Origin of the sequence: Agrobacterium sp. MS2 (assembly GCF_003261015.1) — a bacterium.
Lineage (GTDB): Bacteria > Pseudomonadota > Alphaproteobacteria > Rhizobiales > Rhizobiaceae > Agrobacterium > Agrobacterium pusense.
The window spans coordinates 109,784-131,247 of record NZ_QLNF01000014.1 but is presented as its reverse complement, the minus strand read 5'-3'; the positions used below and the strand labels follow the sequence as shown (position 1 = coordinate 131,247).

Below are 21,464 nucleotides of genomic sequence, written 5' to 3'. Positions count from 1 at the left end.
GGTCAGGCCCAGTCCGGCCTCGGATATACGGCGCTCAAAAGCACTGTTCAGCAGGCGTGCACCGCTGTTCAGCAAAAATGCCAATGAATCTTTTTCGCGTTTCGTGCCCATGCTTCGCCTTTTCGTAAGTCAGCCTTACTAAAATCCGGGCGATAATCAATGGTACACAAATCATATTACCGAAAATCGAGTAAACTATATGTCACTTCGATTGCAGGGTGCCCCGCAACGCGGTTCAGGGCCGTCACGCCAAAGCAAAAAAAGACAGAACGTCCTGCATTTTTTCAACCTCGTCTGCGGTGCCGATGGAACGGGCAATTTCAGCGCGGTCGGAAAAATAGGTCAGGAAGTCGAATTCCGTGTCCTCGGTCACATCAGCTATGTCGATGACCTCACCGCTGGCACTGAGGGTTTGTGCCGGAAGTTCGGACGAAAGTTCAAAAAGGGTGTCCTGGCTGATTTTTCCCGCATGGTAATAATCTCGGGCGATTTCGCGCAGGTCGCGCGGGCTGATGCGGGTAAAATCTATCCCTCTTACCGTCTCTTCAAAGCCTGAGGCTGCATCGGATTTTCCGGCCTTGCCGAAATCGGCAATGCCCACGGATCTTGCGTTTCTGGAATTGTCCCTGAAAAGGAAATTATTAGAGGACCTTAAAGAATAAATCTCCATAATACATATCTCCGTCATGGGATATTATTTAAAGAAGCAGACCATGATGTCGTCATATCGGTCAATACTTGGAAATGAAGGCGAGTGCGTATTCCACACCAAATTCCGATATTGAATTGGCGGCGGCGGCGTGCCCATATGGCTAAACCGGAATTGTACGAGGAACATGAAATGCCATCTGAGACCGCGCTTTATCCCGCACTCGTTCACTGGAACGGTCACAATGGTCTGCCAAAATTCGATGCAGTCAGGGATGAGGATTTCGCTCCGGCCTTTGACGCCGCACTTGGTTCCCATGAGCAGGAGATCGATGCGATCGCAGCCAATGTTGAGGCGCCGACATTTGTAAACACTGTAACTACGCTTGAGGTCGCGGGTGACGATCTTTCACGCATTTCGGCGCTGTTCTGGAACAGGGCAGGAGCGAACACCAATGGCGTGATCCAGGCGCTGGAGCGGGAGATTGCTCCGAAAATTTCGCGGCACTATTCTAAGATCGGCATGAACGAGGCTCTGTTCAAGCGCATCGATACCTTGTGGGAAAAACGCGAGACACTTGGGCTGACGGGTGAGGAAAACCGTGTTCTCGAACGGCACTGGAAGGGTTTCGTGCGCTCCGGCGCGAAATTGCCGAAAGACCGGCAGGAGCGGCTGGCGGCGATCAATGAGGAGCTGGCCGGTCTCGGTGCAAAGTTCGGGCAGAATGTACTGGCGGATGAAAAGGACTGGAAGCTCTTGCTTTCCACGGAAGAGGAACTTGCCGGCATTCCCGGTTTTCTGCGCGACGCAATGGCGGGTGCGGCCCGGGAGCACGGCGAGGATGGCAAGTTCGCCGTCACCCTTTCCCGTTCCATCATCGAGCCCTTCCTGACCTTTTCCGAACGTCGAGACCTGCGCGAACAGGCCTTCAAGGCATGGGTGGCGCGCGGTGAAAACGGCGGCGAGACCGACAACCGCGAGATCGTCCGCCGCACGCTTGAACTGCGCGGGGAGAAGGCGAAGCTTCTCGGTTATGCGAATTTCGCCGCCTACAAGCTTGACGACACGATGGCAAAGACGCCCGATGCCGTAAACGGCCTTCTGGGGCAGGTCTGGGAAAAGGCCGTTCGCCGCGCGGGTGAGGAGGAGGCTGAGCTTGCCGCCATCATCGCCGCGGAGGGCAAAAACCACGACGTTCTGCCATGGGACTGGCGACATTACGCCGAAAAGCTCCGCGCTCAGAAATTCAATTTCTCCGAGGCGGAACTGAAACCTTATCTGCAGCTGGAAAAGATCATTGAAGCCTGTTTCGATGTGGCCGCGCGGCTGTTTGGAATTCGTGCCGACGAGGTCAAGGGTGTCGCCGCCTATCACCCGGACGTCCGAGTTTTCGAGATCCGCGACGACCAGGGCGATCTGAAGGCCATGTTCCTCGGCGATTATTTCGCGCGGCCCTCCAAGCGATCAGGCGCATGGATGAGTTCGTTCCAATCGCAGCACAAGTTGCCGCTGAAAAATGGTACGGTCGGAGAAATCCCGATCATCTATAATGTCTGCAACTTCGCCAAACCGGCCGAAGGTAAGCCCGCGCTTCTTTCGCTTGACGATGCGCGTACACTCTTCCACGAATTCGGCCACGCACTGCATGGCATGTTGTCCGATGTCACCTACCCCTCGGTGTCGGGAACGGGCGTATCGCGCGATTTCGTCGAATTGCCCTCGCAGCTTTACGAGCACTGGCTGACTGTGCCGGAAATCCTGGAAAAATATGCCCTGCATTACGAAACCGGTGCGGCAATGCCGAAGGCGCTGCTGGACAAGGTTCTGGCTGCACAGACCTTCAATGCCGGCTTCAGCACGGTGGAGTTTACCTCTTCGGCGATTGTCGACATGGCGTACCACACGCGCGACAGCGTCGACGACCCGATGGCCGTGCAGGGTGAGGTTCTTTCAACGCTCAACATGCCTGAATCCATCGTCATGCGCCATGCGACACCGCATTTTCAGCACGTTTTCTCCGGCGACGGTTATTCCGCTGGATATTATTCTTACATGTGGTCGGAAGTGCTGGATGCCGATGCCTTTTCCGCCTTCGAGGAAACCGGCAATGCCTTCGATAGCGATATGGCGCGGCGGCTGAAGGACAACATCTACTCCGTCGGCGGTTCCGTGGATCCCGAGGAAGCCTATCTCGCCTTCCGCGGCAAGATGCCGAGCCCGGACGCGATGCTTTCGAAGCGCGGTCTCCTATAAGAGACTGTCATATTTCTGAGCTAGAAGCTGAGCGCAGGGGGCTTATGACATGAGCCCCCCTTTCGCATTTGCAAAAAAAAGGTTATGAGCGCGCCAAACTAAATTGGCGTTTCTCATCAATATAGCGCCCAACCTCAGAGATTTTGAACAATGGCACTTCGCAACATCGCGATCATCGCGCACGTTGACCATGGAAAAACGACGCTTGTTGACGAGCTTCTGAAGCAATCCGGTTCGTTCCGTGAAAACCAGCGCGTGATGGAACGCGTGATGGATTCCAACGACATCGAAAAAGAGCGCGGCATCACCATTCTCGCCAAGGCGACCTCGATCGAGTGGAAAGATACCCGCATCAACATCGTCGACACCCCCGGCCACGCCGACTTCGGCGGTGAAGTCGAGCGTATCCTGTCGATGGTGGACGGCGCCATCGTTCTCGTTGACGCTGCCGAAGGCCCGATGCCGCAGACGAAGTTCGTGGTTGGCAAGGCGCTGAAGGTCGGCCTTCGCCCGATCGTCGCCATCAACAAGATCGACCGTCCGGATGCCCGCCATGAGGAAGTCGTCAACGAAGTCTTCGACCTTTTCGCGGCTCTGGATGCAACCGACGAGCAGCTTGACTTCCCGATCCTCTACGGCTCGGGCCGTTCCGGCTGGATGAACGTCAATCCGGAAGGCCCGACTGATGAAGGTCTTGCGCCGCTCCTCGATCTCGTCGTCAAGCACGTGCCGGAGCCCAAGGTCGAAGAAGGTCCGTTCCGCATGATCGGCACGATCCTCGAAGCCAACAACTTCCTCGGCCGCATCATCACCGGCCGGATCGCTTCCGGTTCGATCAAGCCGAACCAGGCGGTCAAGGTTCTCGGCCAGGATGGCAAGCTGATTGAAAACGGCCGCATCTCCAAGATTCTTGCTTTCCGTGGCATCGAGCGCACCTCGATCGAAGAAGCCCATGCAGGCGACATCGTCGCCATCGCAGGTCTCTCCAAGGGCACCGTCGCCGACACCTTCTGTGACCCTGCCGTCATGGAGCCGATGCAGGCGCAGCCGATCGATCCGCCAACCGTTACCATGTCCTTCATCGTCAACGATTCGCCGCTCGCCGGCACCGAAGGCGACAAGGTGACGAGCCGCGTCATCCGCGACCGTCTGTTCAAGGAGGCCGAAGGTAACGTTGCGCTGAAGATCGAAGAGTCCGCCGACAAGGATTCCTTCTTCGTATCTGGCCGTGGCGAATTGCAGCTGGCGGTTCTGATCGAAAACATGCGCCGCGAAGGTTTTGAGCTTGCCGTTTCGCGTCCGCGCGTCGTCATGCACAAGGATGAGAACGGCCAGCTGATGGAGCCGGTCGAAGAAGTCGTCATCGACGTGGATGAGGAGCATTCCGGCGTCGTCGTGCAGAAGATGTCCGAGCGCAAGGCCGAAATGGTCGAGCTTCGCCCTTCGGGCGGCAACCGCGTCCGTCTGGTGTTCTTCGCGCCGACCCGTGGTCTGATCGGTTACCAGTCGGAACTCCTGACCGACACGCGCGGTACGGCCGTCATGAACCGCCTGTTCCACGACTACCAGCCTTACAAGGGCGAGATCGGCGGTCGCGTCAACGGCGTTCTGCTGTCGAACGAGTCGGGCGAAGCTGTTGCCTATGCTCTGTTCAACCTCGAAGATCGCGGTCCGATGATCATCGATGCCGGTGAGAAGGTTTATGCGGGCATGATCATCGGCATTCACAGCCGTGACAACGACCTCGACGTGAACGTGCTGAAGGGCAAGAAGCTCACCAACATCCGCGCCGCCGGCAAGGATGAAGCCGTGAAGCTCACCCCCCCGATCAAGTTCACGCTGGAGCGCGCGCTTTCCTGGATTCAGGATGATGAACTCGTTGAAGTCACGCCGAAGTCGATCCGTCTTCGCAAGCTTTATCTCGATCCGAATGACCGCAAGCGTTTCGAAAAGGCAAAGCTTGCTGCCAGCTGATCGGTTCGATCCCTGTTTCGAAAACCCGGCCTTGCGCCGGGTTTTTTTATGCATTCTTTTTTATGTGTGCATGAGTCGAAAGGAGCTTTGCCAAAGGTTAAGGATGCGTTAATTTTTTCTGGTCGTCCACATGAATAGGCTGTGGGTAAGCTTGCCGGCGTTAACCTTTATGACTGGTAAGTTTCGGTGGCCGGGGCCAGAATCGCGTTATGAAAACGTTATCCATCGATGTTCGCCGTGCTGAGCCGCATGATGCGCGCGCCATATCCGAGGCGCACCGTCTGTCGTGGCAACAGGCCTATGCCGGGCTTATCCCGCATCGGCCGTTGACGCAGATGCTCGAGCGCCGTGGCGAAATCTGGTGGAAAAAGGCAACCAAGGGTTCAGCAACCATGCTGGTGGTTGAAGTGGCGGGCGTTGTTGCCGGCTACGCGACGCTGGGCCTCAGCCGGGCGCGCGGACTGCCGCATGACGGCGAAATTTACGAACTCTATCTCCGTCCGGAATATCAGGGCATCGGCCTCGGATCACTGCTTTTCACGGAAGCGCGACGCTTGCTGACCTCGCTTGGCTGCAACGGTATTGTCGTCTGGTGCCTTGAGGACAGCGATGTAGCCAATCGCTTTTTCCGCTCGCATGGCGGGCGCGACATTGCCGAAGGCATGGAAGATTTCGGTGGCAAATCACTTCGCAAGGTCGGTTTCGTCTGGAACTGACGGCGCAAATTCCGGGATTGTCGTTTCGCGTCCGGTCGTGACCGCATCGCTGGCACCCAATTTATCCATTATGCCTTATATGCCCACAGCCGTGTTGCAATGCGCAGACTTTCCCAGTATCGAAAACCAAATCCAACCCGCGAATGAGGGAAGCGAATGCGTATCGATGCAATTTCCGTAGGCAAAAATCCGCCGGAAGACGTTAATGTTATCGTTGAAGTGCCGGTCGGTGGACACCCGATCAAGTACGAGATGGACAAGGATGCCGGTGCGCTGATCGTTGATCGCTTCCTCTACACGCCGATGACCTATCCGGGTAACTATGGTTTCGTACCGCACACCCTGTCCGACGATGGCGATCCGATCGACGTTCTCATCTGCAACACCCGCCCGCTGGTACCGGGCTGCGTCATCAATGTTCGTCCCATCGGCGTGATGATCATGGAAGATGATGGCGGCAAGGACGAGAAGATTCTGGCGGTTCCGGTTCCGAAACTGACCCGTCGTTATGACAAGGTCAATAATTACACCGATCTTCCGGAAATCACGCTGAAGCAGATCGAGCACTTCTTCGAGCACTACAAGGATCTGGAGCCCGGCAAGTGGGTGAAGATGGGCGGCTGGCAGGATGTCGACGTTGCAAAGAAGCTGATCGTCGAAGCCATCGAGCGCTACAAGGCGCAGGGCTGATCTGGTCTAAAGCTTCTTGAATCGGTCTTCAAAATCCTCCGGGTCGGTGTCGATCCGGAGGATTTTTTTGCGCGCTGTTTCGCCCGAAACGAAGCTGATGGCGGTTTTGGGTACGCCAAGTTTCTTTGCCAGCAAAACAGTCAGGGCCTTATTCGCCTTACCGCCTTCCGGCACGGCGCTGACCCGGGCCTTTAGCTGCGCGTTTCCGTCCGCATCGAGCTCGACTCCATCAATCGCCTCCCGCCTGCCATTCGGCGTGAGGCGAACGGAGAGCCGGATATGATCACCGTGTTTTTGCCAGCAGCCGTTCACGCGAACATCGGGTACAGCGTGTTCCACATGAAGGAGCGGATGAAGAAGATGATCAGGAGCACGATGATCGGCGAAATGTCGATGCCACCGAGATTGGGCAGAACGCGACGGATGGGGCGCAGAACCGGTTCCGTGACATTGAACAGAAAGCTGCCGATGGCGTTCACGAACTGGTTGCGGGAATTGATGACGTTGAAGGCGTAAAGCCATGAAAAAATGGCGCTGCCAATCAGCACCCAGGTATAGAGGTTCAAGGCCAGATCGATGGTCTGAAACAGGGCAAGCATCAATATCTCCGTATCTTGGTTGCAAGACATTTAGACATTCGTCGCTGAACCGGCAAGTGTTGCGCCGAATCGTAATCGTCACCGGTTAGATCCACCTGCTGTGATCGTGGTCTAACTCATAACCCGGCGGCAGGATTTCACGCAAAAACCGCTCACACTTTGCGCGATCGCGATGGTGAGGGCTGGCGATTCCTGTCATATCGCTTTATTGCCATCACACATTTTCCTCGCGAGCACCCAGCCGATGTCTCTTCCTTCTGCCGAAAACCGTTTCGGTGCATTCCGGCATTCATCCTATCGACGTTTCTTCAGCGCCCGGTTTTTTTCGGCCTTTGCCATACAGATCGTCAGTGTTTCGGTTGGATGGCAAATGTATGAAGTGACCGGCAATGCCTTTTATCTCGGCCTGATCGGTCTTTTCCAGTTTCTGCCGTCCCTTCTCTTGATCCTTGTTACGGGAACGGTTGCCGACCGTCACAATCGCCGGCGTATTATGGCCATATGCCTGATGGTTGCGGCGCTCTGTGCGGTCGCTCTTCTGGCGCTGACACTCACGCACAGCTTTTCCCCTTGGCCGGTCTTTGCCATTCTTGTCGTCTTCGGCATAGAGCGCGCTTTCATGGGACCGGCGGTCCAGTCGCTGGCGCCCAATCTCGTGCCGGTAGAGGATTTGCCGAACGCCATCGCCTGGAATTCTTCTTCCTGGCAGATGGCCTCCATTCTCGGTCCCGTTGCCGGCGGCCTGCTTTATGGTCTCGGCGCCTCCGTTGCCTACAGTGTGGCGCTCGTGCTTTTTATCGTCTCCGCAGGACTTGCGGTGGCGATCCGCAAGCCGGAACAACGCGGCCCGGCAAAGGCGATCAGCCTCGAAACCATGCTCGCCGGGTTTAAATTCATCTCGCAGGAAAAGATCGTCCTCGGTGCAATATCGCTCGATCTCTTCGCGGTGTTGCTGGGTGGCGCGGTTGCATTGATGCCGATCTTTGCCAAGGAAGTGCTGACGCTCGGCCCGTGGGGCCTCGGGCTTCTGCGCGCGGCGCCCGGTATCGGCGCCATCACCGTCGCCGTTATTCTGGCATTCAAGCCCATTCGTCACCATGCCGGCCTGCTGATGTTCGCTGGCGTTGGCCTTTTCGGCGTTTCAACCGTGGTCTTCGGACTTTCGCAAACCGCGTGGCTGTCCATCGCCGCGTTGGTAGTCATGGGCGCATCGGACATGGTATCGGTTTATGTGCGAGAAACTTTGATCGCGCTTTGGACACCGGATGAGGTACGCGGGCGTGTGAACGCGGTGAACATGGTCTTCGTCGGCGCATCGAACGAACTGGGTGAGTTTCGTGCCGGCACCATGGCTCATGTTGTGGGTGCCGTTCCAGCCGTTGTCATCGGCGGGGCTGGCACGCTCGCCGTGGCGGTCATCTGGGCGCTCGGCTTTTCCAAGCTGCGCAAGATCGACAATCTCGACGCGCCGCACTGACGGCCATTGGTCTCAGATCGTCTTGGCTTTTCTTCGAAGCGCAAAAACGATCCAACTTTTTGTTTTCACGGATTATCCGGACGTAAAGCCGCAGCGCATCTTTACCGGAAATGCTCTAGCGCTGCGCCTTGCCCTCAAAAACCAGATCGAGAAAATTGCTGAGCCATGCCCTGAGCGGCGTATCGAACAGCATGCGGCCTTCCAGATGCTGGCTGCCCACCTGGGCATTGGGCATGCCGAAACGCTGCGCGCCGCGCACCACCCAGCTATGCATCATGGCACGGGTCAGCTCGGCGTGAAACTGCAGGCCCCAGGCATTTTTTCCATATCGATAGGCCTGATTGGGGTAGGTTTCGCCCGATGCCAGAAGTTCGGCTCCACGCGGCAGCTCAAAGCCTTCGCGATGGAAGTGATAGACCATCTTCGGCCAGTGCGGCATCAGAAGCCGCCCATGTTCGGTGGCATGGAGCGGATACCAGCCAATCTCCACCTTGCCGTCCCTGTCGGCTTCCACCCTGCCGCCCAAATGTTTGGACAACATCTGCGCACCGAGACAGATGCCGAGAAAAGGCTTGTTTTCCTTCAGCGGCACTTTCAGCCAGTCGATTTCGGCTTTGACATAATCATGCGGATCATTGGCGCTCATCGGGCCGCCGAAAATGATGGCTCCGGCGTGTTTTTCCAGCGTCTGTGGCAGGTCATCGCCGAGCGCGGGGCGCCTTATATCCAGACGATACCCTTTTTCCACCAGCATCTGGCCGACGCGACCGGGCGTGGAGCGTTCCTGATGCAGGACGATGAGCAGCGAAGGTTGTTGTTTCTGTTGCCTGGAGGGGTCAAACAGCATCGTCTTCGTTTTCGCTTTCTTCAGCGGGTCCGGACCTCGTGGCGGCCTGCTGACGTTGCAGGACCCTGTCGCGCACGGAAACACCCAGCAGATCCGCGACACGCCAGATCACATGGTCTTCCATCTCGCTTCGTTCGCCGTCAGCGTAAACAATATCCCATAATATGCCAATAAGCTCCACGCGCTGATCTTCATCCAGGTGGCGACGGATATCGGTGGTAAAGCGGTAATAATCGACGGCTTCCTTGCCGGCCTCCTGGCCGGCGGCGAGCAGGGCATCAAGCTTGCCGCCGTCGAGATGATAATATTCATGCAGAATTTCGCGAAGACGATCACGCTCGCTTTTCGAGATGGTGCCATCGGCTTCCATGACCTGGAAACAGAGGGCGGCTACCGCCACCCTCAGATCATCGGGACTGAAATCACCTGCCTGCGGGCCGACGAGGTTCTGAATAAACGACTGTATTTGCTGGAACATCGATAGCCTGCTCGTCAGAAGAGTTTGAGCCGTGTCTTGGGTTCGGCTTCCGCGCCGGATTTCTTCACACCCGGATCATCTGGCGCACCGCCGAAAAAGGGCACTGCTTCGGCCTTTTCATTCGCCGCTTCGGTTTCCACCGGCGCTTCGATCGTGACGGGCTTTTTCTCCGTCGGAGCCGAAACACTCGGTTTTACCTCTATGGGCTCAGCCGAAGCCTGCTTTGGCTCCGCACGGGTCTCGGGCGCGGTTTCCACGACGACCGTCTTTACCGTCGGTTCGGTCCTTGCGGGTGCTGCGGCAATCGCGTTTTCGATTGTCAGATCTTCAACAGGGCCTTCCAGCTGCCCGAAAGGCGCTTTCCATTCGAAGGCATCGAGACGACCCGTGACAGGCGAGACCGGCAGCCATTTTTCAGAGACGATACCGTCGGCGACCCATGCCGGATCACGCGGCGCGCGCAGTGCCTGCGCCATCCAGTAGCGCACACGGCCTTGATCGCCGGTTTCGGCCTCCTCGATATCGGCCATCAAGAGGAAGATGCTTTCGCGCGGCTCGATCCGGGCGGCGGCCTCGGCCTTCGTCCGGGCCTTGGCGAATTCCTTGGCGTCGAGCGCCGCCTGCGCCACTGCAAACAGGGATTCGATGTTGTTGGGCTTCAGACTTTCAAGCCGCTCTGCCCGCTTCAGACGGTCGATGGCGGTATCGCCGCTGCGAGCGCGTACGTAAAGTTCGGCGATCTGCGGATGCGGATCGTTTTTCCAGACGGGTTCAAGAATCGCGGCGGCCTTGCGCAGATTGTCTTCGCGCAGGTAGGACTTTGCCGCGATAAGCGCTGCCGGGACGAGGCCTTTTGCAAGCTTGAGAGCGTGCTTCGCGTCCTCGCGCGCACCTACCGGGTCGCTTTCCAGTTTCTCGCCGGCCTTGGCAGTGAGAAGCACGGCTTTCAGCCGCTCCGCCTCGCCGCGTTCGATGACGCTGGCCGCCTTCTGCTGATCAAGCAGACGGATGGCATCGTCCCACTGCCCATTGCGGCATCGGTTTTCCAGCGTCGCCTGTGCCGCCCATGGCAGATAGGGTGCTTTTTCCGCGGCGTCCTCGGCATATTGCTGGGCGGCTTCGTAAGCGCCCTGACGACGTGCCTCGATATAGAGGCCGCGAAGGCCGAGTTCACGCGTTTCGGGATCACGCGCCATGGCCTCGAACTTACGGCGCGCCTCATCATATTTGCCTTCGATGAGATCGGCTTGTGCATCGAGCAGGTGAATCAGCGGCTCCTGATCGGCACTCAGTAGTCCCTGCGTGCGGGCCGTCATCTTCCGTGCAAGAATGGCATTGCCAGCGCCAGCGGCGATGAGGCCAGTGGAGAGCGCCTGATAACCGCGGTCGCGCTTGCGCGCGCGGAAATAACGACGGGCGGCATTAGGCGAAGTCCATACGGCGTTGACGAGCCACCAGAGCAGCATGGCAGCAGCGATGAGCGCCGCGATGATGGAGGCTGCGACCATCAGGCTCATTTCGATCAGCTGACCTTGCCAGACGATGGAAAGGACCCCCGGCCTGTCAGCCAGCCATGAGAAACCGAAACCGAGGGCCAGAACGATAACGGCGAAAGTCAGAATTCTGGTCATGCCCTTACCCCTGCCTGCCGGTGCTGGTGATGGCGCGGTTCAACGTGCCGCCCACCAGATTTTCGACCTCGACGCGCGCATCCAGAGATTTCTTGTAATCAGCGGATGCCGTCTTGGCGGCATCCGGAAGACCGTTCCACTCAAGTGCCGCGCCCTGAAGATCGCCATTGCGCAGCTTGTTTTCCATGCGTGCGATCCTGGCTTCGGGGGTTTCGCCTTCGATGTTTCCAACGGGTCGCACCTTCACCAGCGAAAAGGCGCTTTCGGTCAGACGTTCCATGATGCCCTGATTGGGGTCAGGCTGGTTAATCGCTGAGAGCATCGCATTGGCGACATCGGGGAACTTCTGCATCAGCTCCGAGCGTGATGGTACGCCGGTTGCGGCGAAGGATTGCAGCGATGCGATGGCCGGATCGTCGGGCGTTACCTTGGACAGGGTATCCAGTTCCGTCAGGAACGGTCCACCGCGATCGATCGCGGCCTTCAGCGCGGCCGATGCTATAGCGCGGGCGACTTCGATATCGTCGCGCGGCTCGTTGATCTTGGCTTCAGCGTCAGCGAGACGGCGTGTCAGTTCCGCTGTCGCCGAAGTCTGCGCAGACCGTTCCGACTGGAGAGCCGTTTCGAGGGCGGTGATTTTCTCTGACAGCCCATCGACCTGCGAGGCCTCCCCCTTCACGCCTTCAAGGGTTGCGATGCGCTGTTCCAGCGCCGAGGTATCGGAGGCTGGCGCATTGGCAAGCTGCTGGCGCAAGCTGTCCAGATCGGTTTTAAGGGCAGCGATTTCCTCGCTTCCCGCCTTGCCTGCATTAAAGGAGGGCAGGATGCCTGCATATTGCATGCTGCCGGCGGCGGCGAGCGCCACAAGGCCGCCGACGATACCTGCCGCGATCAGGCCCGAGGTCGCCGCCTGTTTGCTATCGACCCGCTGCGGTATGGAGGGCTTTGCCGGTCCTGAGGACGAGGTCGCGGTCGAAGGCTTTGCCGTGGTGGCGCCGCCGGATGCGCTGGTGGAGGCTGTGGATCCGGAGGCAGGCTTTGCTGTTGCAGCCGCGGCAGCGGTCGTCTGGGCGGTTCCTGTCGAAGATTTACTATCGGCTTGAGGCGGAGCGGAGGAGGGCGAGACAGGCGCTTTCTGTCCGTTATCCAGGTTCTCCGCCTTCGGTGTCGCCGCCACGGCGTCCGCTTTCCCGACATTGGGCTCGGGCTCGAGAGGGGGTCTCTTTGGCTGATCCCATATCGGTGCGGCATTGCCTGTTGCGGTTGCTTCCGATCTGATATCCGAAACTGCGGAATCCGCTGCGGTCTCCGGGGTTTTGTCACCGGGCTTTTTGTCGGTCTCGGCGGCATCCACGTCGGCGGAAACTGCTTTCACGTCTTTGGCGTCCAGGTCGATCGTGACCGGTTCGGCTTTGGACTTGGAGTGGCGTGGCGGCTTTCCCGATACCATGACAACCTCATTTCTGCCTGCAGTACTCTAAACCTAGTCAGTGACGGCGGCAAAGGAAAGAGGCGAGCTCGAATTAGGTTCCAGAGTTGCGGTGCAGAAGTTCAAACATTGCAGCCTCGCTCGGCTCTTTGGCAGCAACCGCGTTTACGCGGAAGATTTCCGGAACGAGAGAAAACACGTTGCGGCTGATGCAGATGAATTGTGTTCTCGCCAACGCCTTTTCGTATTTTTCCGTTGATACATGACGGAAAAATGCCCGCGCCGCTTCCGATGAATAAAGCAGGACCACATCCGCCGCGTTTTTCACCAGGGCCCTTTCGAGCACAGTTTCAGGAACGTTGCAGGGCAGCATCTCGTAACAGTCGACCGTTTTGAAGGCAATGCCGGCGACGGCAAGGCCTTCCTCGAAGACGGCGCCACGGGGTCGGCCGGCGAGATAAAGCAGGGGTTCTTTCTCGGAAAACAGGGCCGCGTGTTCAGTCACCAGCGCGTTCAGACTTACGGCGTCGCCGGAAGCGGTGAGAATGTGTTTGAAACCGATTTTTTCCGCCGCTTCAGCCGTTGCCCTTCCGACGGCGAACAGCGGTTTTGACAGATTGGGAACCAGCCGGTCTAGTGATGTCTCCAGTGCCCGCAAAGCCTCTGCGCTGGTCACGGCGATGGCCGCCATTGGGTGCGACAGCGCCGAGATGGCGCGCTCGTGATGATGGACGGGATAGAACAGCGGCAGTAGCACCGACGTGTGGCCGAGCGCTTCGAGTTTTGCGGCCGTCCTTTCGCCCGAACGCTGCGGCCGGGTGACGACGATCCGCATTGGTTCAGCCCCAGCCTTCGAAGAAACTGCTGCCTGCCTTGGCGCGTACCTCTTCGCCGGCCTGTTGGCCGAGTTTCGCCGCATCCTTGCGTTTTCCTGAGATTTCAATCCCGTGGCTTGTCTGGCCATCGGGCGTAAGGATCAGGCCGGAAAAATGGAGATCCTCACCTTCACAGGTGGCATAACCGGCAATGGGGGTACGACAGGAACCGTCAAGTGCCGCGAGGAAGGCACGCTCACAGGTCACGGCGTCATAGGTGGGGGCATCGTTTATGGGAGCCAGCAATTCATCCATGCGAGCGTCACCGATGCGACTCTCGACCCCGATCGCGCCCTGGGCCGGAGCGGGGGGGAATTCTCTCGGATCGAGAATTTCCGTCGGCACCTTGTCCTTGCCGAGCCGCTTCAGGCCGGCAAAGGCAAGAAGCGTGGCATCCGCCTGGCCTTCCTCCAGCTTGCGCAGGCGGGTATCGACCAGGCCGCGAAAAACGATGACGCTCAGATCCGGACGCAGGCGGCGGATCAGCGCCTGGCGGCGCAAAGAGGCGGAGCCGACAACGGCGCCCTGCGGCAGCTCCAGAAGCCTTGGCGCAGTGCGGCCGATGAAGGCGTCGCGCATGTCTTCACGCGGCAGGAAGGCAGAGAGATGAAGGCCCTCAGGCAAAACAGTCGGCATGTCCTTGGAGGAATGCACGGCAATATCGAGATCGCCGGACAGAAGCTGATTTTCCAGCTCCTCCGTGAACAGACCCTTGCCACCGATTTCCGACAAGGCGCGGTCGGTGATCCGATCACCCTTGGTGGACAGCACGACGACCTCGAACATGTCTTCCGGCAGACCATGCGCCGCCATCAGCCGGCTGCGGGTCTCATAGGCCTGCGCCAGCGCCAGCGGGCTGCCACGCGTGCCGATTCGGAAAGGTTTTGTTTGCATCCGCGTCTATCCATTGTTACCGGAGTTGTCTTAGACCAACTCAGCGTATGATCGCAATGAACGAACAGATTTGATGGCTCCCTTTCTTCGTATCCTCGGCATAGAGACAAGCTGTGACGAAACCGCTGCATCCATTGTGGTTCGGCATGCGGACGGGCGTGGCGAGATCGTCTCCGACGTCGTTTTGTCGCAGCTGGAGGAACACAGCGCTTATGGCGGTGTGGTGCCGGAAATTGCAGCGCGCGCCCATGTCGAGGCGCTGGACACGCTGGTGGAAGAGGCATTGGAGCAGGCGGGAGTCACGCTCGCCGATGTCGACGCCATTGCCGCCACCTCTGGTCCCGGTCTCATCGGTGGCCTGCTGGTGGGGCTGATGACCGGCAAGGCTATCGCCAAGGCGGCCGGCAAACCGCTTTACGCCATCAATCATCTGGAAGGCCATGCGCTGACGGCGCGGCTGACCGATGGCCTGTCGTTCCCCTATCTGATGTTGCTGGTTTCCGGCGGCCACACCCAGCTGGTGCTGGTGCGCGGCGTGGACGACTATGAGCGCTGGGGAACCACCATCGATGACGCTTTGGGTGAAGCCTTCGACAAGACCGCGAAACTTCTTGGCCTGCCCTATCCCGGCGGGCCTGCCGTGGAGAAGGCGGCGGCGAAGGGTGACCCGGACCGTTTTCCGCTTCCGCGTCCGATGGTGGGTGAAACACGGCTCGATTTTTCTTTCTCAGGCTTGAAGACAGCGGTGCGGCAGGCCGCGACCGCCATAGCGCCGCTTTCCGAGCAGGATATTGCCGATATCTGCGCCTCCTTCCAGAAGGCGGTGTCGCGCACCCTCAAGGATCGCATCGGCCGCGGCCTTGCGCGTTTCAGCCATGAGTTTCCACAGCTGGAGACGACGCCTGCGCTGGTCGTGGCCGGCGGCGTTGCGGCCAATCAGGAAATCCGCCAGACGTTGCAGGCGCTTTGCGATAAGCATGGCTTCCGTTTCGTTGCGCCGCCGCACCGGCTTTGCACCGACAATGCGGCAATGATCGCCTGGGCGGGACTGGAGCGCATGGCGGATGGCAGGCAAGCCGATCCGCTGGAGATACCGCCGCGCTCGCGCTGGCCACTGGATGGCAATGCGGAGACCTTGATCGGTTTCGGCAAAAGGGGAGCCAAGGCCTGATGCAGCGGGAAAAAATCGTCGTCATCGGTGCTGGCGCCTTCGGAACCGCGCTTGCTGTTGTCATAGCGCTGGAAAACCGGCATGACGTCACCTTGCTCGGCCGTGATGCATCGCTGATGGCCGATCTTAAGGTTGATCGTGTTCACGAGGCGGCTCTGCCGGGTGTCGAGCTGCCGGACGCGCTTGAATTTTCGACCGAGCCGGATGTGCTGGCCGGGGCCAATATCGTGCTCTTCGCCATGCCCTCGCAGGCTCATGCGGATGCGGCGCGTCACTATGGTCCTTATCTGGCTAATGACTCTATCATCGTCACCTGCGCCAAGGGTATCGACCGCAGCTCCGGTCGTCTGCTGACGGAGCTTCTGGAAGCGGAACTGCCGCATCACCCGATCGCGGTCCTTTCCGGCCCAGGGTTTGCCGCGGATATCGCACGCGGATTGCCGACAGCCATGGCGATTGCGGCTGATGATGCAGGGATTGCCGAACGGCTGGCGACCACGATCTCCGGTAAGACCTTCCGGCTTTATGCCTCCACTGACCGCATCGGCGTGCAGCTTGGCGGGGCGCTGAAGAATGTCCTCGCCATTGCCGCCGGCATCGTCGAAGGCGCGGGGCTTGGCGATTCCGCCCGGGCGGCGCTGATCTCGCGTGGGCTTGCCGAAATGTCGCGCCTCATCGTCGCCATGGGCGGCAAGGCGGATACGGTGCGCGGACTTTCCGGCCTTGGCGATCTGGTGCTGACGGCCACCAGCCACCAGTCGCGCAACCTGCGTTTCGGTATCGCGCTTGGCCGGGGTGAGGGCAAGGACACGTCCGGCGGGCTGGTGGAGGGCGCCTTTGCGGCTGCCGTCGCCGCGCGGCTCGGAGAAAGTCACGCCGTCGATATGCCGGTTACCGAAGCGGTCGCCGCTATCATCGATGGCAATCTGGATGTGGCAAGCGCCATGCAACAATTGATGACACGGCCGATCACCACCGAGTGAGGCGGGCGGTAGAATGATGTTTTACGCATGTCCTGGTCCCAACACCGCTGACAGTTTTGGGGGGCATGCTCTAGCGAGGAGACGACAATGCTTTTTGCCTTTATCTGCAAGGACAAGCCCGGCCATTTGAACGTGCGCATGGAAACGCGCCCGGCGCATCTGGAGCATCTGAACAAACTCAATGCCGAAGGCACGCTGAAGATCGCCGGTCCGTTTCTGGATACCGAAGGCAAGCCGAATGGCAGCCTCGTCATCGTGGAAGCTGCCGATATCGATGCGGCCAAGGCCCTTGCCGACGCCGATCCTTATGCCAAGGCCGGCCTGTTCGAAAGCGTTGACGTGAAGCCCTATAACTGGGTCTTCAACAATCCGGGGGCGTGATCGGGCATGGCGAATTATTGGCTTTACAAGTCCGAGCCGTTCAAATGGTCCTGGGAAATGCAGAAGGCCAAGGGCGAGGCCGGCGAAGAATGGACCGGCGTGCGCAATTATCAGGCGCGCAACAACATGCGCGCCATGAAGATTGGCGACAAGGGTTTCTTCTACCACTCCAATGAGGGGCTGGATGTCGTCGGCATCGTCGAAGTCTGTGCATTGTCGCATCCGGACTCGACTGCGGAAGGTGATCTGAAGTGGGATTGCGTCGATATCCGTGCCGTCTGCGATATGCCGCAGCCGGTTTCGCTGAAGGATGTGAAGGCAAACCCGAAGCTGGAGAAGATGTCTCTCGTCACCTCCATGCGGCTTTCCGTGCAACCGGTAACGGAAGAGGAATATCTTGAGGTCTGCCGCATGGGCGGCCTCACCAATCCGCCGAAATCACCGGACTGATGCTTCGGTGAGGACCGATCCCGAGCGCTTCATTCTTGACAATACCGGCATCATGCGCCCGCCGCATGTGCCGGAGTTGCGTCTTCATCTCGCCACCGAGGCGCACGAGCTTTGGCTGAAGACCGAGGATGAACTGGAGGAGATCGGTTTGCCGCCACCGTTCTGGGCCTTCGCCTGGGCCGGCGGGCAGGGGCTTGCCCGTTATGTTCTCGACCATCCTGAAAGTGTTTGCGGCAAGCATGTGCTGGATTTCGCTAGTGGCTCCGGGCTGGTTGCCATCGCGGCGGCAAAGGCCGGTGCGAGCGAGGTTCTGGCCGCCGATATTGATCCGTGGACGGAAACAGCCATTCGGTTGAATGCGGCACTCAATGACGTGGATATCGGCTTTACGGGGTTCGACCTGGTCGGCAGGCCGGTCGAGGCCGATGTACTCTTGGCGGGCGACGTGTTCTACGACCGCGCCTTTGCCGATCTTCTCCTGCCGTGGTTTCTGGCACTAACGGAAAAGGGTGTGAGCGTCCTCGTAGGCGATCCGGGGCGGGCCTATCTGCCCAAAGAGCGCCTTCGCGCCGAGGCGACCTATCAGGTGCCGGTGACGCGGGCGCTGGAAGACAGCGAAGTGAAGAAGACCACGGTGTGGCGTTTTATTTGATCACGGCCTGATGATACAGACGCCATGCTCATACGCGCAGGCATCGTCAGCGTTTTCGGCGTGGACAGAGATGATTTTCGCCTTCGGGGCTAATTGGGCACCCGCTCTATCCGTTACACTTCTTCGCGAAAATCCGCTGCTGATCGCGAAATAATTGCCGTTTCCGCGCACCCGCAGGGCTGCTATGCCGCCGACATAGGTGCCGCCGGGAAGGGTTGATGGTAACCCATCGGTGGAGAAGCTTACCTCAGATTGATGATGCCGATATTGGTGGCGACCATAAAAATCCTCTGCCGCCGCCAGTGGCACGAAGGTGAAAATTGCGCCAGCAACCGTCATGGTCAGGGCGGCGATTCGGCATAGTAACATGAGCTTCATGCTCCGGTTTTTGAGGTTAACCAATCGTAAATTACACCTTTTCTGAATTACGTAAAGGTAAATATTCCGAGGGCGTAAATCTTGGAAACGCTCGATTTTTTATTTTGACGCAAAAAAATTCCAAAAAAAATTCGCGAACCAATCGATTAAATTCGAATCGGCCATGAAATGTGCTTGTGGTGATGCTCCCATGTGATTAAACGTCGCGGTTGGTGCAATGCACATTCTTTCGTCATGTGCTGTTGCTTGGGGGCGTCCTGTCTGATGGGCGCACGGGAAAACGCCGCGAGGTTCTGATGGCGAATGTGACTAATAACCGGCCTCTGTCGCCGCATCTTCAAATTTACAAGCCGATTCCGACGATGGTGGCCTCCATCATCCACCGTGTCACCGGCGGTGCGCTGTATTTCGGCACGCTCCTTGTTGCCTGGTGGCTGATCGCACTTGCGTCCGGTCCCGCCTATTACGATTGGGTGAGCTGGGCGATGGGCACGATCATCGGCAAGATCATTCTGATCGGCTACACCTGGGCGCTGGTCCACCACATGATCGGCGGCCTGCGCCACCTGATGTGGGACCTCGGGCACGGCTTCGAGAAGCACTTCACCACCAAGCTGGCAAAGGCCTCCTTCGTGGCGTCTATCTGTCTGACCGCGCTGATCTGGGTCATCGTCCTGATCGTGCGCTGAGGAGATACTTTTATGGATATGCGTACACCTCTCGGTAAGGTTCGCGGTCTCGGCTCCGCCAAGGAAGGCACCGACCATTTCTGGCGCCAGCGCCTGACGGCCGTTTCGAACATTCCGCTGTTGACCTTTTTCGTTGTCTTCCTGATCAAATATGCCGGCGCGCCCTATCCGGAAGTTGTCGCGGCACTCTCCAACCCGCTTGTCGCTGTTATCATGGCTCTGGTGCTAGTTTCCGGCCTCATCCACATGAAGCTCGGCATGCAGGTCATCATCGAAGACTATATTCACGCCGAAGTTTCGAAACTCGTTCTTCTGATGCTGAATACATTTTTCGCGATCCTCATCGGTGGCCTGTCGATCTTCGCCATCCTGAAAATCGCATTCGTAGGATAAGTTCGCCATGGCTTCGATCAGTTCACCTTCCCAGAATGGCAAGGCCTACACCTATGTCGATCACTCCTATGACGTGATCGTGGTGGGCGCCGGCGGCGCCGGTCTGCGCGCCACGCTCGGCATGGCCGAGCAGGGTTTCAAGACCGCCTGCATCACCAAGGTTTTCCCGACGCGTTCCCACACGGTGGCAGCGCAGGGCGGTATCGCCGCATCGCTCACCAACATGACGCCCGACTGTTGGCAGTGGCACCTTTACGACACCGTAAAGGGTTCCGACTGGCTGGGCGACGTCGATGCGATGCAATATCTCGCCATGGAAGCGCCGAAGGCGGTCTATGAGCTTGAGCATTACGGCGTGCCTTTCTCGCGTAACGAAGAAGGCAAGATCTACCAGCGCCCCTTCGGCGGCCACATGCAGAATTACGGTGAAGGCCCGCCGGTGCAGCGCACCTGCGCCGCCGCCGACCGTACCGGCCACGCCATTCTGCACACGCTTTATGGTCAGTCGCTGCGCAACAATGCGGAATTCTTCATCGAATATTTCGCGCTCGACCTCATTATGGCGCCCGATGGCCGCTGCACCGGCGTCGTGGCGTGGAACCTCGATGACGGCACGATCCATCGCTTCTCCGCCAAGATGGTGGTTCTGGCGACCGGCGGTTACGGCCGTGCCTATTTCTCGGCGACCTCGGCTCATACCTGCACCGGCGACGGCGGCGGCATGATCGCCCGTGCCGGCCTGCCGCTCCAGGACATGGAATTCGTGCAGTTCCATCCGACCGGCATTTATGGCGCGGGCTGCCTCATCACTGAGGGCGCGCGCGGCGAAGGCGGTTATCTCGTCAACTCCGAAGGCGAACGCTTCATGGAGCGTTATGCGCCTTCTGCGAAGGACCTTGCCTCGCGCGACGTGGTGTCGCGCTGCATGACGATGGAAATCCGTGAAGGCCGCGGCGTCGGCAAGAACAAGGATCACATCTTCCTGCATCTCGATCACCTGGATCCGGCGATCCTGCATGAGCGTCTTCCGGGCATCTCCGAAAGCGCCAAGATTTTCGCCGGCGTTGACGTGACGCGCGAGCCGATCCCGGTTCTCCCGACCGTTCACTACAATATGGGCGGCATTCCGACCAACTATTGGGGGGAAGTGCTGAACGCCGATGCCAACAACCCGGAACGCATCGCGCCCGGCCTGATGGCCGTGGGCGAAGCCGGTTGCGCCTCGGTTCATGGTGCCAACCGTCTCGGCTCCAACTCACTGATCGACCTCGTGGTCTTCGGTCGTGCCGCCGCCATCCGCGCAGCCCAGGTCATTGACCGCGATGCACCGGTTCCCGCGCTCGACGTTGCGGCCTGCGACAAGATCATGGAACGCTTCGACAGCCTGCGTTACGCCAACGGCTCGACGCCGACGGCGGTGCTGCGCGACAAGATGCAGCGCGCCATGCAGGACGATGCGGCCGTGTTCCGTACCCAGGAATCGCTCGAAAGCGGCTGCCGCCGTCTCTCGGCGATCTGGAAGGAACTGCCCGACGTCAAGGTCACCGACCGTTCGATGGTCTGGAATTCCGATCTGGTTGAAACGCTCGAGCTTCATAACCTCATGGCCAATGCCATCACCACGGTCTACGGCGCGGAAGCGCGCAAGGAAAGCCGTGGTTCGCATGCCCGCGAGGATTTCGTCGATGGTCCGTTCGGTGGTCGCGACGACGTGAACTGGCGCAAGCATACGCTTGCCTGGGTCAGCCCCGAAGGCGACGTGAAGCTCGACTATCGCCCGGTTCACACCGACCTGATCGCCGACGGCATCGATCCGAAAAAGATCGAGCCGAAGGCGCGCGTCTACTGATTTGAG

General features: G+C 58.9%; 23 protein-coding genes and 1 pseudogene. 13 read left to right on the top strand and 11 right to left on the bottom strand.

Annotated elements, in window-relative coordinates; translation table 11 throughout:
- Both DOU54_RS28395 and DOU54_RS08710 read right to left on the bottom strand, forming a co-directional pair.
- Window positions 1–111: pseudogene (locus tag DOU54_RS28395) on the bottom strand (MarR family winged helix-turn-helix transcriptional regulator); the annotation flags it as partial.
- Window positions 112–244: 133 nt separating this feature from the next.
- Window positions 245–601, bottom strand: coding sequence for a hypothetical protein (locus DOU54_RS08710; RefSeq protein WP_234704069.1), 357 nt, complete (start codon window positions 599–601; stop codon window positions 245–247).
- A gap of 240 nt (window positions 602–841) precedes the next feature.
- Between DOU54_RS08710 and DOU54_RS08705 the strand changes: the two genes are divergently transcribed.
- The 4 genes from DOU54_RS08705 (at window position 842) to ppa (ending at window position 6,282) form a co-directional block, all read left to right on the top strand.
- Window positions 842–2,902: a M3 family metallopeptidase gene (locus DOU54_RS08705; protein WP_113382029.1), complete on the top strand. Its 2,061-nt coding sequence runs from the start codon at window positions 842–844 to the stop codon at window positions 2,900–2,902.
- Window positions 2,903–3,052: 150 nt separating this feature from the next.
- Window positions 3,053–4,876 (top strand): translational GTPase TypA, encoded by a 1,824-nt coding sequence (typA, locus tag DOU54_RS08700; protein WP_004443860.1) that lies wholly within the window; start codon window positions 3,053–3,055, stop codon window positions 4,874–4,876.
- Between the two features lie 209 nt (window positions 4,877–5,085).
- Complete coding sequence (locus tag DOU54_RS08695; RefSeq protein ID WP_006698245.1) at window positions 5,086–5,592, top strand: GNAT family N-acetyltransferase; 507 nt, start codon at window positions 5,086–5,088, stop codon at window positions 5,590–5,592.
- Window positions 5,593–5,748: 156 nt separating this feature from the next.
- Window positions 5,749–6,282, top strand: coding sequence for an inorganic diphosphatase (gene ppa / locus DOU54_RS08690; RefSeq protein ID WP_004443856.1), 534 nt, complete (start codon window positions 5,749–5,751; stop codon window positions 6,280–6,282).
- 6 nt (window positions 6,283–6,288) lie between these two features.
- On the opposite strand, the gene DOU54_RS27385 is transcribed toward ppa, so the two are convergent.
- Both DOU54_RS27385 and DOU54_RS27380 read right to left on the bottom strand, forming a co-directional pair.
- A complete protein-coding gene (locus DOU54_RS27385) occupies window positions 6,289–6,594 on the bottom strand; it encodes a DUF167 domain-containing protein (protein WP_162749678.1) in 306 nt (101 codons plus the stop codon).
- On the bottom strand, window positions 6,591–6,881 hold the full coding sequence (locus DOU54_RS27380) for a YggT family protein (RefSeq protein WP_004443850.1): 291 nt from the start codon (window positions 6,879–6,881) through the stop codon (window positions 6,591–6,593). Before DOU54_RS27380 ends, DOU54_RS27385 begins: the two co-directional genes overlap by 4 nt.
- A gap of 244 nt (window positions 6,882–7,125) precedes the next feature.
- Between DOU54_RS27380 and DOU54_RS08680 the strand changes: the two genes are divergently transcribed.
- The gene (locus DOU54_RS08680) at window positions 7,126–8,358 is read left to right on the top strand and encodes an MFS transporter (protein ID WP_004443847.1); all 1,233 of its coding nucleotides are present in this window, start codon (window positions 7,126–7,128) and stop codon (window positions 8,356–8,358) included.
- 115 nt (window positions 8,359–8,473) lie between these two features.
- Here the strand turns inward: DOU54_RS08680 and DOU54_RS08675 are convergent, their stop codons facing one another.
- From DOU54_RS08675 to hemC, 6 genes are all read right to left on the bottom strand, one after another.
- On the bottom strand, window positions 8,474–9,205 hold the full coding sequence (locus DOU54_RS08675; RefSeq protein ID WP_042936033.1) for a glutamine amidotransferase: 732 nt from the start codon (window positions 9,203–9,205) through the stop codon (window positions 8,474–8,476).
- Window positions 9,195–9,683 carry a tellurite resistance TerB family protein gene (locus DOU54_RS08670; protein WP_004443844.1) on the bottom strand — a complete coding sequence of 163 codons (489 nt, stop codon included), beginning with the start codon at window positions 9,681–9,683 and terminating at the stop codon, window positions 9,195–9,197. The genes DOU54_RS08675 and DOU54_RS08670 overlap by 11 nt, the downstream gene beginning before the upstream one ends.
- Window positions 9,684–9,697: 14 nt before the next feature.
- Window positions 9,698–11,314 carry a heme biosynthesis protein HemY gene (locus DOU54_RS08665; RefSeq protein WP_113382030.1) on the bottom strand — a complete coding sequence of 539 codons (1,617 nt, stop codon included), beginning with the start codon at window positions 11,312–11,314 and terminating at the stop codon, window positions 9,698–9,700.
- A gap of 4 nt (window positions 11,315–11,318) precedes the next feature.
- Window positions 11,319–12,764 (bottom strand): COG4223 family protein, encoded by a 1,446-nt coding sequence (locus tag DOU54_RS08660; RefSeq protein ID WP_113382031.1) that lies wholly within the window; start codon window positions 12,762–12,764, stop codon window positions 11,319–11,321.
- 73 nt (window positions 12,765–12,837) lie between these two features.
- Window positions 12,838–13,578, bottom strand: coding sequence for a uroporphyrinogen-III synthase (locus DOU54_RS08655; protein ID WP_113382032.1), 741 nt, complete (start codon window positions 13,576–13,578; stop codon window positions 12,838–12,840).
- A gap of 4 nt (window positions 13,579–13,582) precedes the next feature.
- Window positions 13,583–14,512: a hydroxymethylbilane synthase gene (gene hemC / locus DOU54_RS08650; protein WP_113382033.1), complete on the bottom strand. Its 930-nt coding sequence runs from the start codon at window positions 14,510–14,512 to the stop codon at window positions 13,583–13,585.
- Between the two features lie 73 nt (window positions 14,513–14,585).
- Here hemC and tsaD point away from each other — a divergent pair, with 73 nt between their 5' ends.
- The 5 genes from tsaD (at window position 14,586) to DOU54_RS08625 (ending at window position 18,149) form a co-directional block, all read left to right on the top strand.
- Window positions 14,586–15,683 (top strand): tRNA (adenosine(37)-N6)-threonylcarbamoyltransferase complex transferase subunit TsaD, encoded by a 1,098-nt coding sequence (tsaD, locus tag DOU54_RS08645; RefSeq protein WP_113382034.1) that lies wholly within the window; start codon window positions 14,586–14,588, stop codon window positions 15,681–15,683.
- On the top strand, window positions 15,683–16,666 hold the full coding sequence (locus tag DOU54_RS08640; RefSeq protein ID WP_113382035.1) for an NAD(P)H-dependent glycerol-3-phosphate dehydrogenase: 984 nt from the start codon (window positions 15,683–15,685) through the stop codon (window positions 16,664–16,666). Before tsaD ends, DOU54_RS08640 begins: the two co-directional genes overlap by 1 nt.
- Before the next feature lie 87 nt (window positions 16,667–16,753).
- Window positions 16,754–17,047 carry a YciI-like protein gene (locus DOU54_RS08635; protein WP_113382036.1) on the top strand — a complete coding sequence of 98 codons (294 nt, stop codon included), beginning with the start codon at window positions 16,754–16,756 and terminating at the stop codon, window positions 17,045–17,047.
- A gap of 6 nt (window positions 17,048–17,053) precedes the next feature.
- Complete coding sequence (locus DOU54_RS08630; protein ID WP_045533347.1) at window positions 17,054–17,497, top strand: EVE domain-containing protein; 444 nt, start codon at window positions 17,054–17,056, stop codon at window positions 17,495–17,497.
- A gap of 7 nt (window positions 17,498–17,504) precedes the next feature.
- Entirely contained in the window at window positions 17,505–18,149 is a 645-nt protein-coding gene (locus tag DOU54_RS08625; protein WP_113382037.1) for a class I SAM-dependent methyltransferase, read from the top strand.
- Here the strand turns inward: DOU54_RS08625 and DOU54_RS08620 are convergent, their stop codons facing one another.
- Complete coding sequence (locus DOU54_RS08620) at window positions 18,150–18,518, bottom strand: hypothetical protein (protein ID WP_162749686.1); 369 nt, start codon at window positions 18,516–18,518, stop codon at window positions 18,150–18,152.
- Window positions 18,519–18,823: 305 nt separating this feature from the next.
- On the opposite strand from DOU54_RS08620, the gene sdhC reads away from it, so the two are divergent.
- Genes sdhC through sdhA form a run of 3 tightly spaced genes read left to right on the top strand, consistent with a single transcriptional unit; the run spans window position 18,824 to window position 21,458 of the window.
- Window positions 18,824–19,216 carry a succinate dehydrogenase, cytochrome b556 subunit gene (sdhC, locus tag DOU54_RS08615; protein ID WP_113382039.1) on the top strand — a complete coding sequence of 131 codons (393 nt, stop codon included), beginning with the start codon at window positions 18,824–18,826 and terminating at the stop codon, window positions 19,214–19,216.
- A 12-nt stretch (window positions 19,217–19,228) separates the two neighbouring features.
- Window positions 19,229–19,609, top strand: coding sequence for a succinate dehydrogenase, hydrophobic membrane anchor protein (sdhD, locus tag DOU54_RS08610; RefSeq protein WP_113382040.1), 381 nt, complete (start codon window positions 19,229–19,231; stop codon window positions 19,607–19,609).
- Between the two features lie 7 nt (window positions 19,610–19,616).
- Window positions 19,617–21,458: a succinate dehydrogenase flavoprotein subunit gene (gene sdhA / locus DOU54_RS08605; protein WP_113382041.1), complete on the top strand. Its 1,842-nt coding sequence runs from the start codon at window positions 19,617–19,619 to the stop codon at window positions 21,456–21,458.
- Window positions 21,459–21,464 lie beyond the last annotated feature (6 nt).

Coding starts and splice junctions, on each gene's coding strand:
- sdhA (WP_113382041.1), top strand. CDS start 19,617: ATGGCTTCGATCAGTTCACCTTCCCAGAATGGCAAGGCCTACACCTAT.
- DOU54_RS08620 (WP_162749686.1), bottom strand. CDS start 18,518: ATGTTACTATGCCGAATCGCCGCCCTGACCATGACGGTTGCTGGCGCA.
- DOU54_RS08630 (WP_045533347.1), top strand. CDS start 17,054: ATGGCGAATTATTGGCTTTACAAGTCCGAGCCGTTCAAATGGTCCTGG.
- sdhD (WP_113382040.1), top strand. CDS start 19,229: ATGGATATGCGTACACCTCTCGGTAAGGTTCGCGGTCTCGGCTCCGCC.
- DOU54_RS08655 (WP_113382032.1), bottom strand. CDS start 13,578: ATGCGGATCGTCGTCACCCGGCCGCAGCGTTCGGGCGAAAGGACGGCC.
- typA (WP_004443860.1), top strand. CDS start 3,053: ATGGCACTTCGCAACATCGCGATCATCGCGCACGTTGACCATGGAAAA.
- DOU54_RS27380 (WP_004443850.1), bottom strand. CDS start 6,881: ATGCTTGCCCTGTTTCAGACCATCGATCTGGCCTTGAACCTCTATACC.
- DOU54_RS08675 (WP_042936033.1), bottom strand. CDS start 9,205: ATGCTGTTTGACCCCTCCAGGCAACAGAAACAACAACCTTCGCTGCTC.
- sdhC (WP_113382039.1), top strand. CDS start 18,824: ATGGCGAATGTGACTAATAACCGGCCTCTGTCGCCGCATCTTCAAATT.
- ppa (WP_004443856.1), top strand. CDS start 5,749: ATGCGTATCGATGCAATTTCCGTAGGCAAAAATCCGCCGGAAGACGTT.
- DOU54_RS08705 (WP_113382029.1), top strand. CDS start 842: ATGCCATCTGAGACCGCGCTTTATCCCGCACTCGTTCACTGGAACGGT.
- DOU54_RS08670 (WP_004443844.1), bottom strand. CDS start 9,683: ATGTTCCAGCAAATACAGTCGTTTATTCAGAACCTCGTCGGCCCGCAG.
- tsaD (WP_113382034.1), top strand. CDS start 14,586: ATGGCTCCCTTTCTTCGTATCCTCGGCATAGAGACAAGCTGTGACGAA.
- DOU54_RS08635 (WP_113382036.1), top strand. CDS start 16,754: ATGCTTTTTGCCTTTATCTGCAAGGACAAGCCCGGCCATTTGAACGTG.
- DOU54_RS08640 (WP_113382035.1), top strand. CDS start 15,683: ATGCAGCGGGAAAAAATCGTCGTCATCGGTGCTGGCGCCTTCGGAACC.
- DOU54_RS08695 (WP_006698245.1), top strand. CDS start 5,086: ATGAAAACGTTATCCATCGATGTTCGCCGTGCTGAGCCGCATGATGCG.
- hemC (WP_113382033.1), bottom strand. CDS start 14,512: ATGCAAACAAAACCTTTCCGAATCGGCACGCGTGGCAGCCCGCTGGCG.
- DOU54_RS08665 (WP_113382030.1), bottom strand. CDS start 11,314: ATGACCAGAATTCTGACTTTCGCCGTTATCGTTCTGGCCCTCGGTTTC.
- DOU54_RS08680 (WP_004443847.1), top strand. CDS start 7,126: ATGTCTCTTCCTTCTGCCGAAAACCGTTTCGGTGCATTCCGGCATTCA.
- DOU54_RS08660 (WP_113382031.1), bottom strand. CDS start 12,764: ATGGTATCGGGAAAGCCGCCACGCCACTCCAAGTCCAAAGCCGAACCG.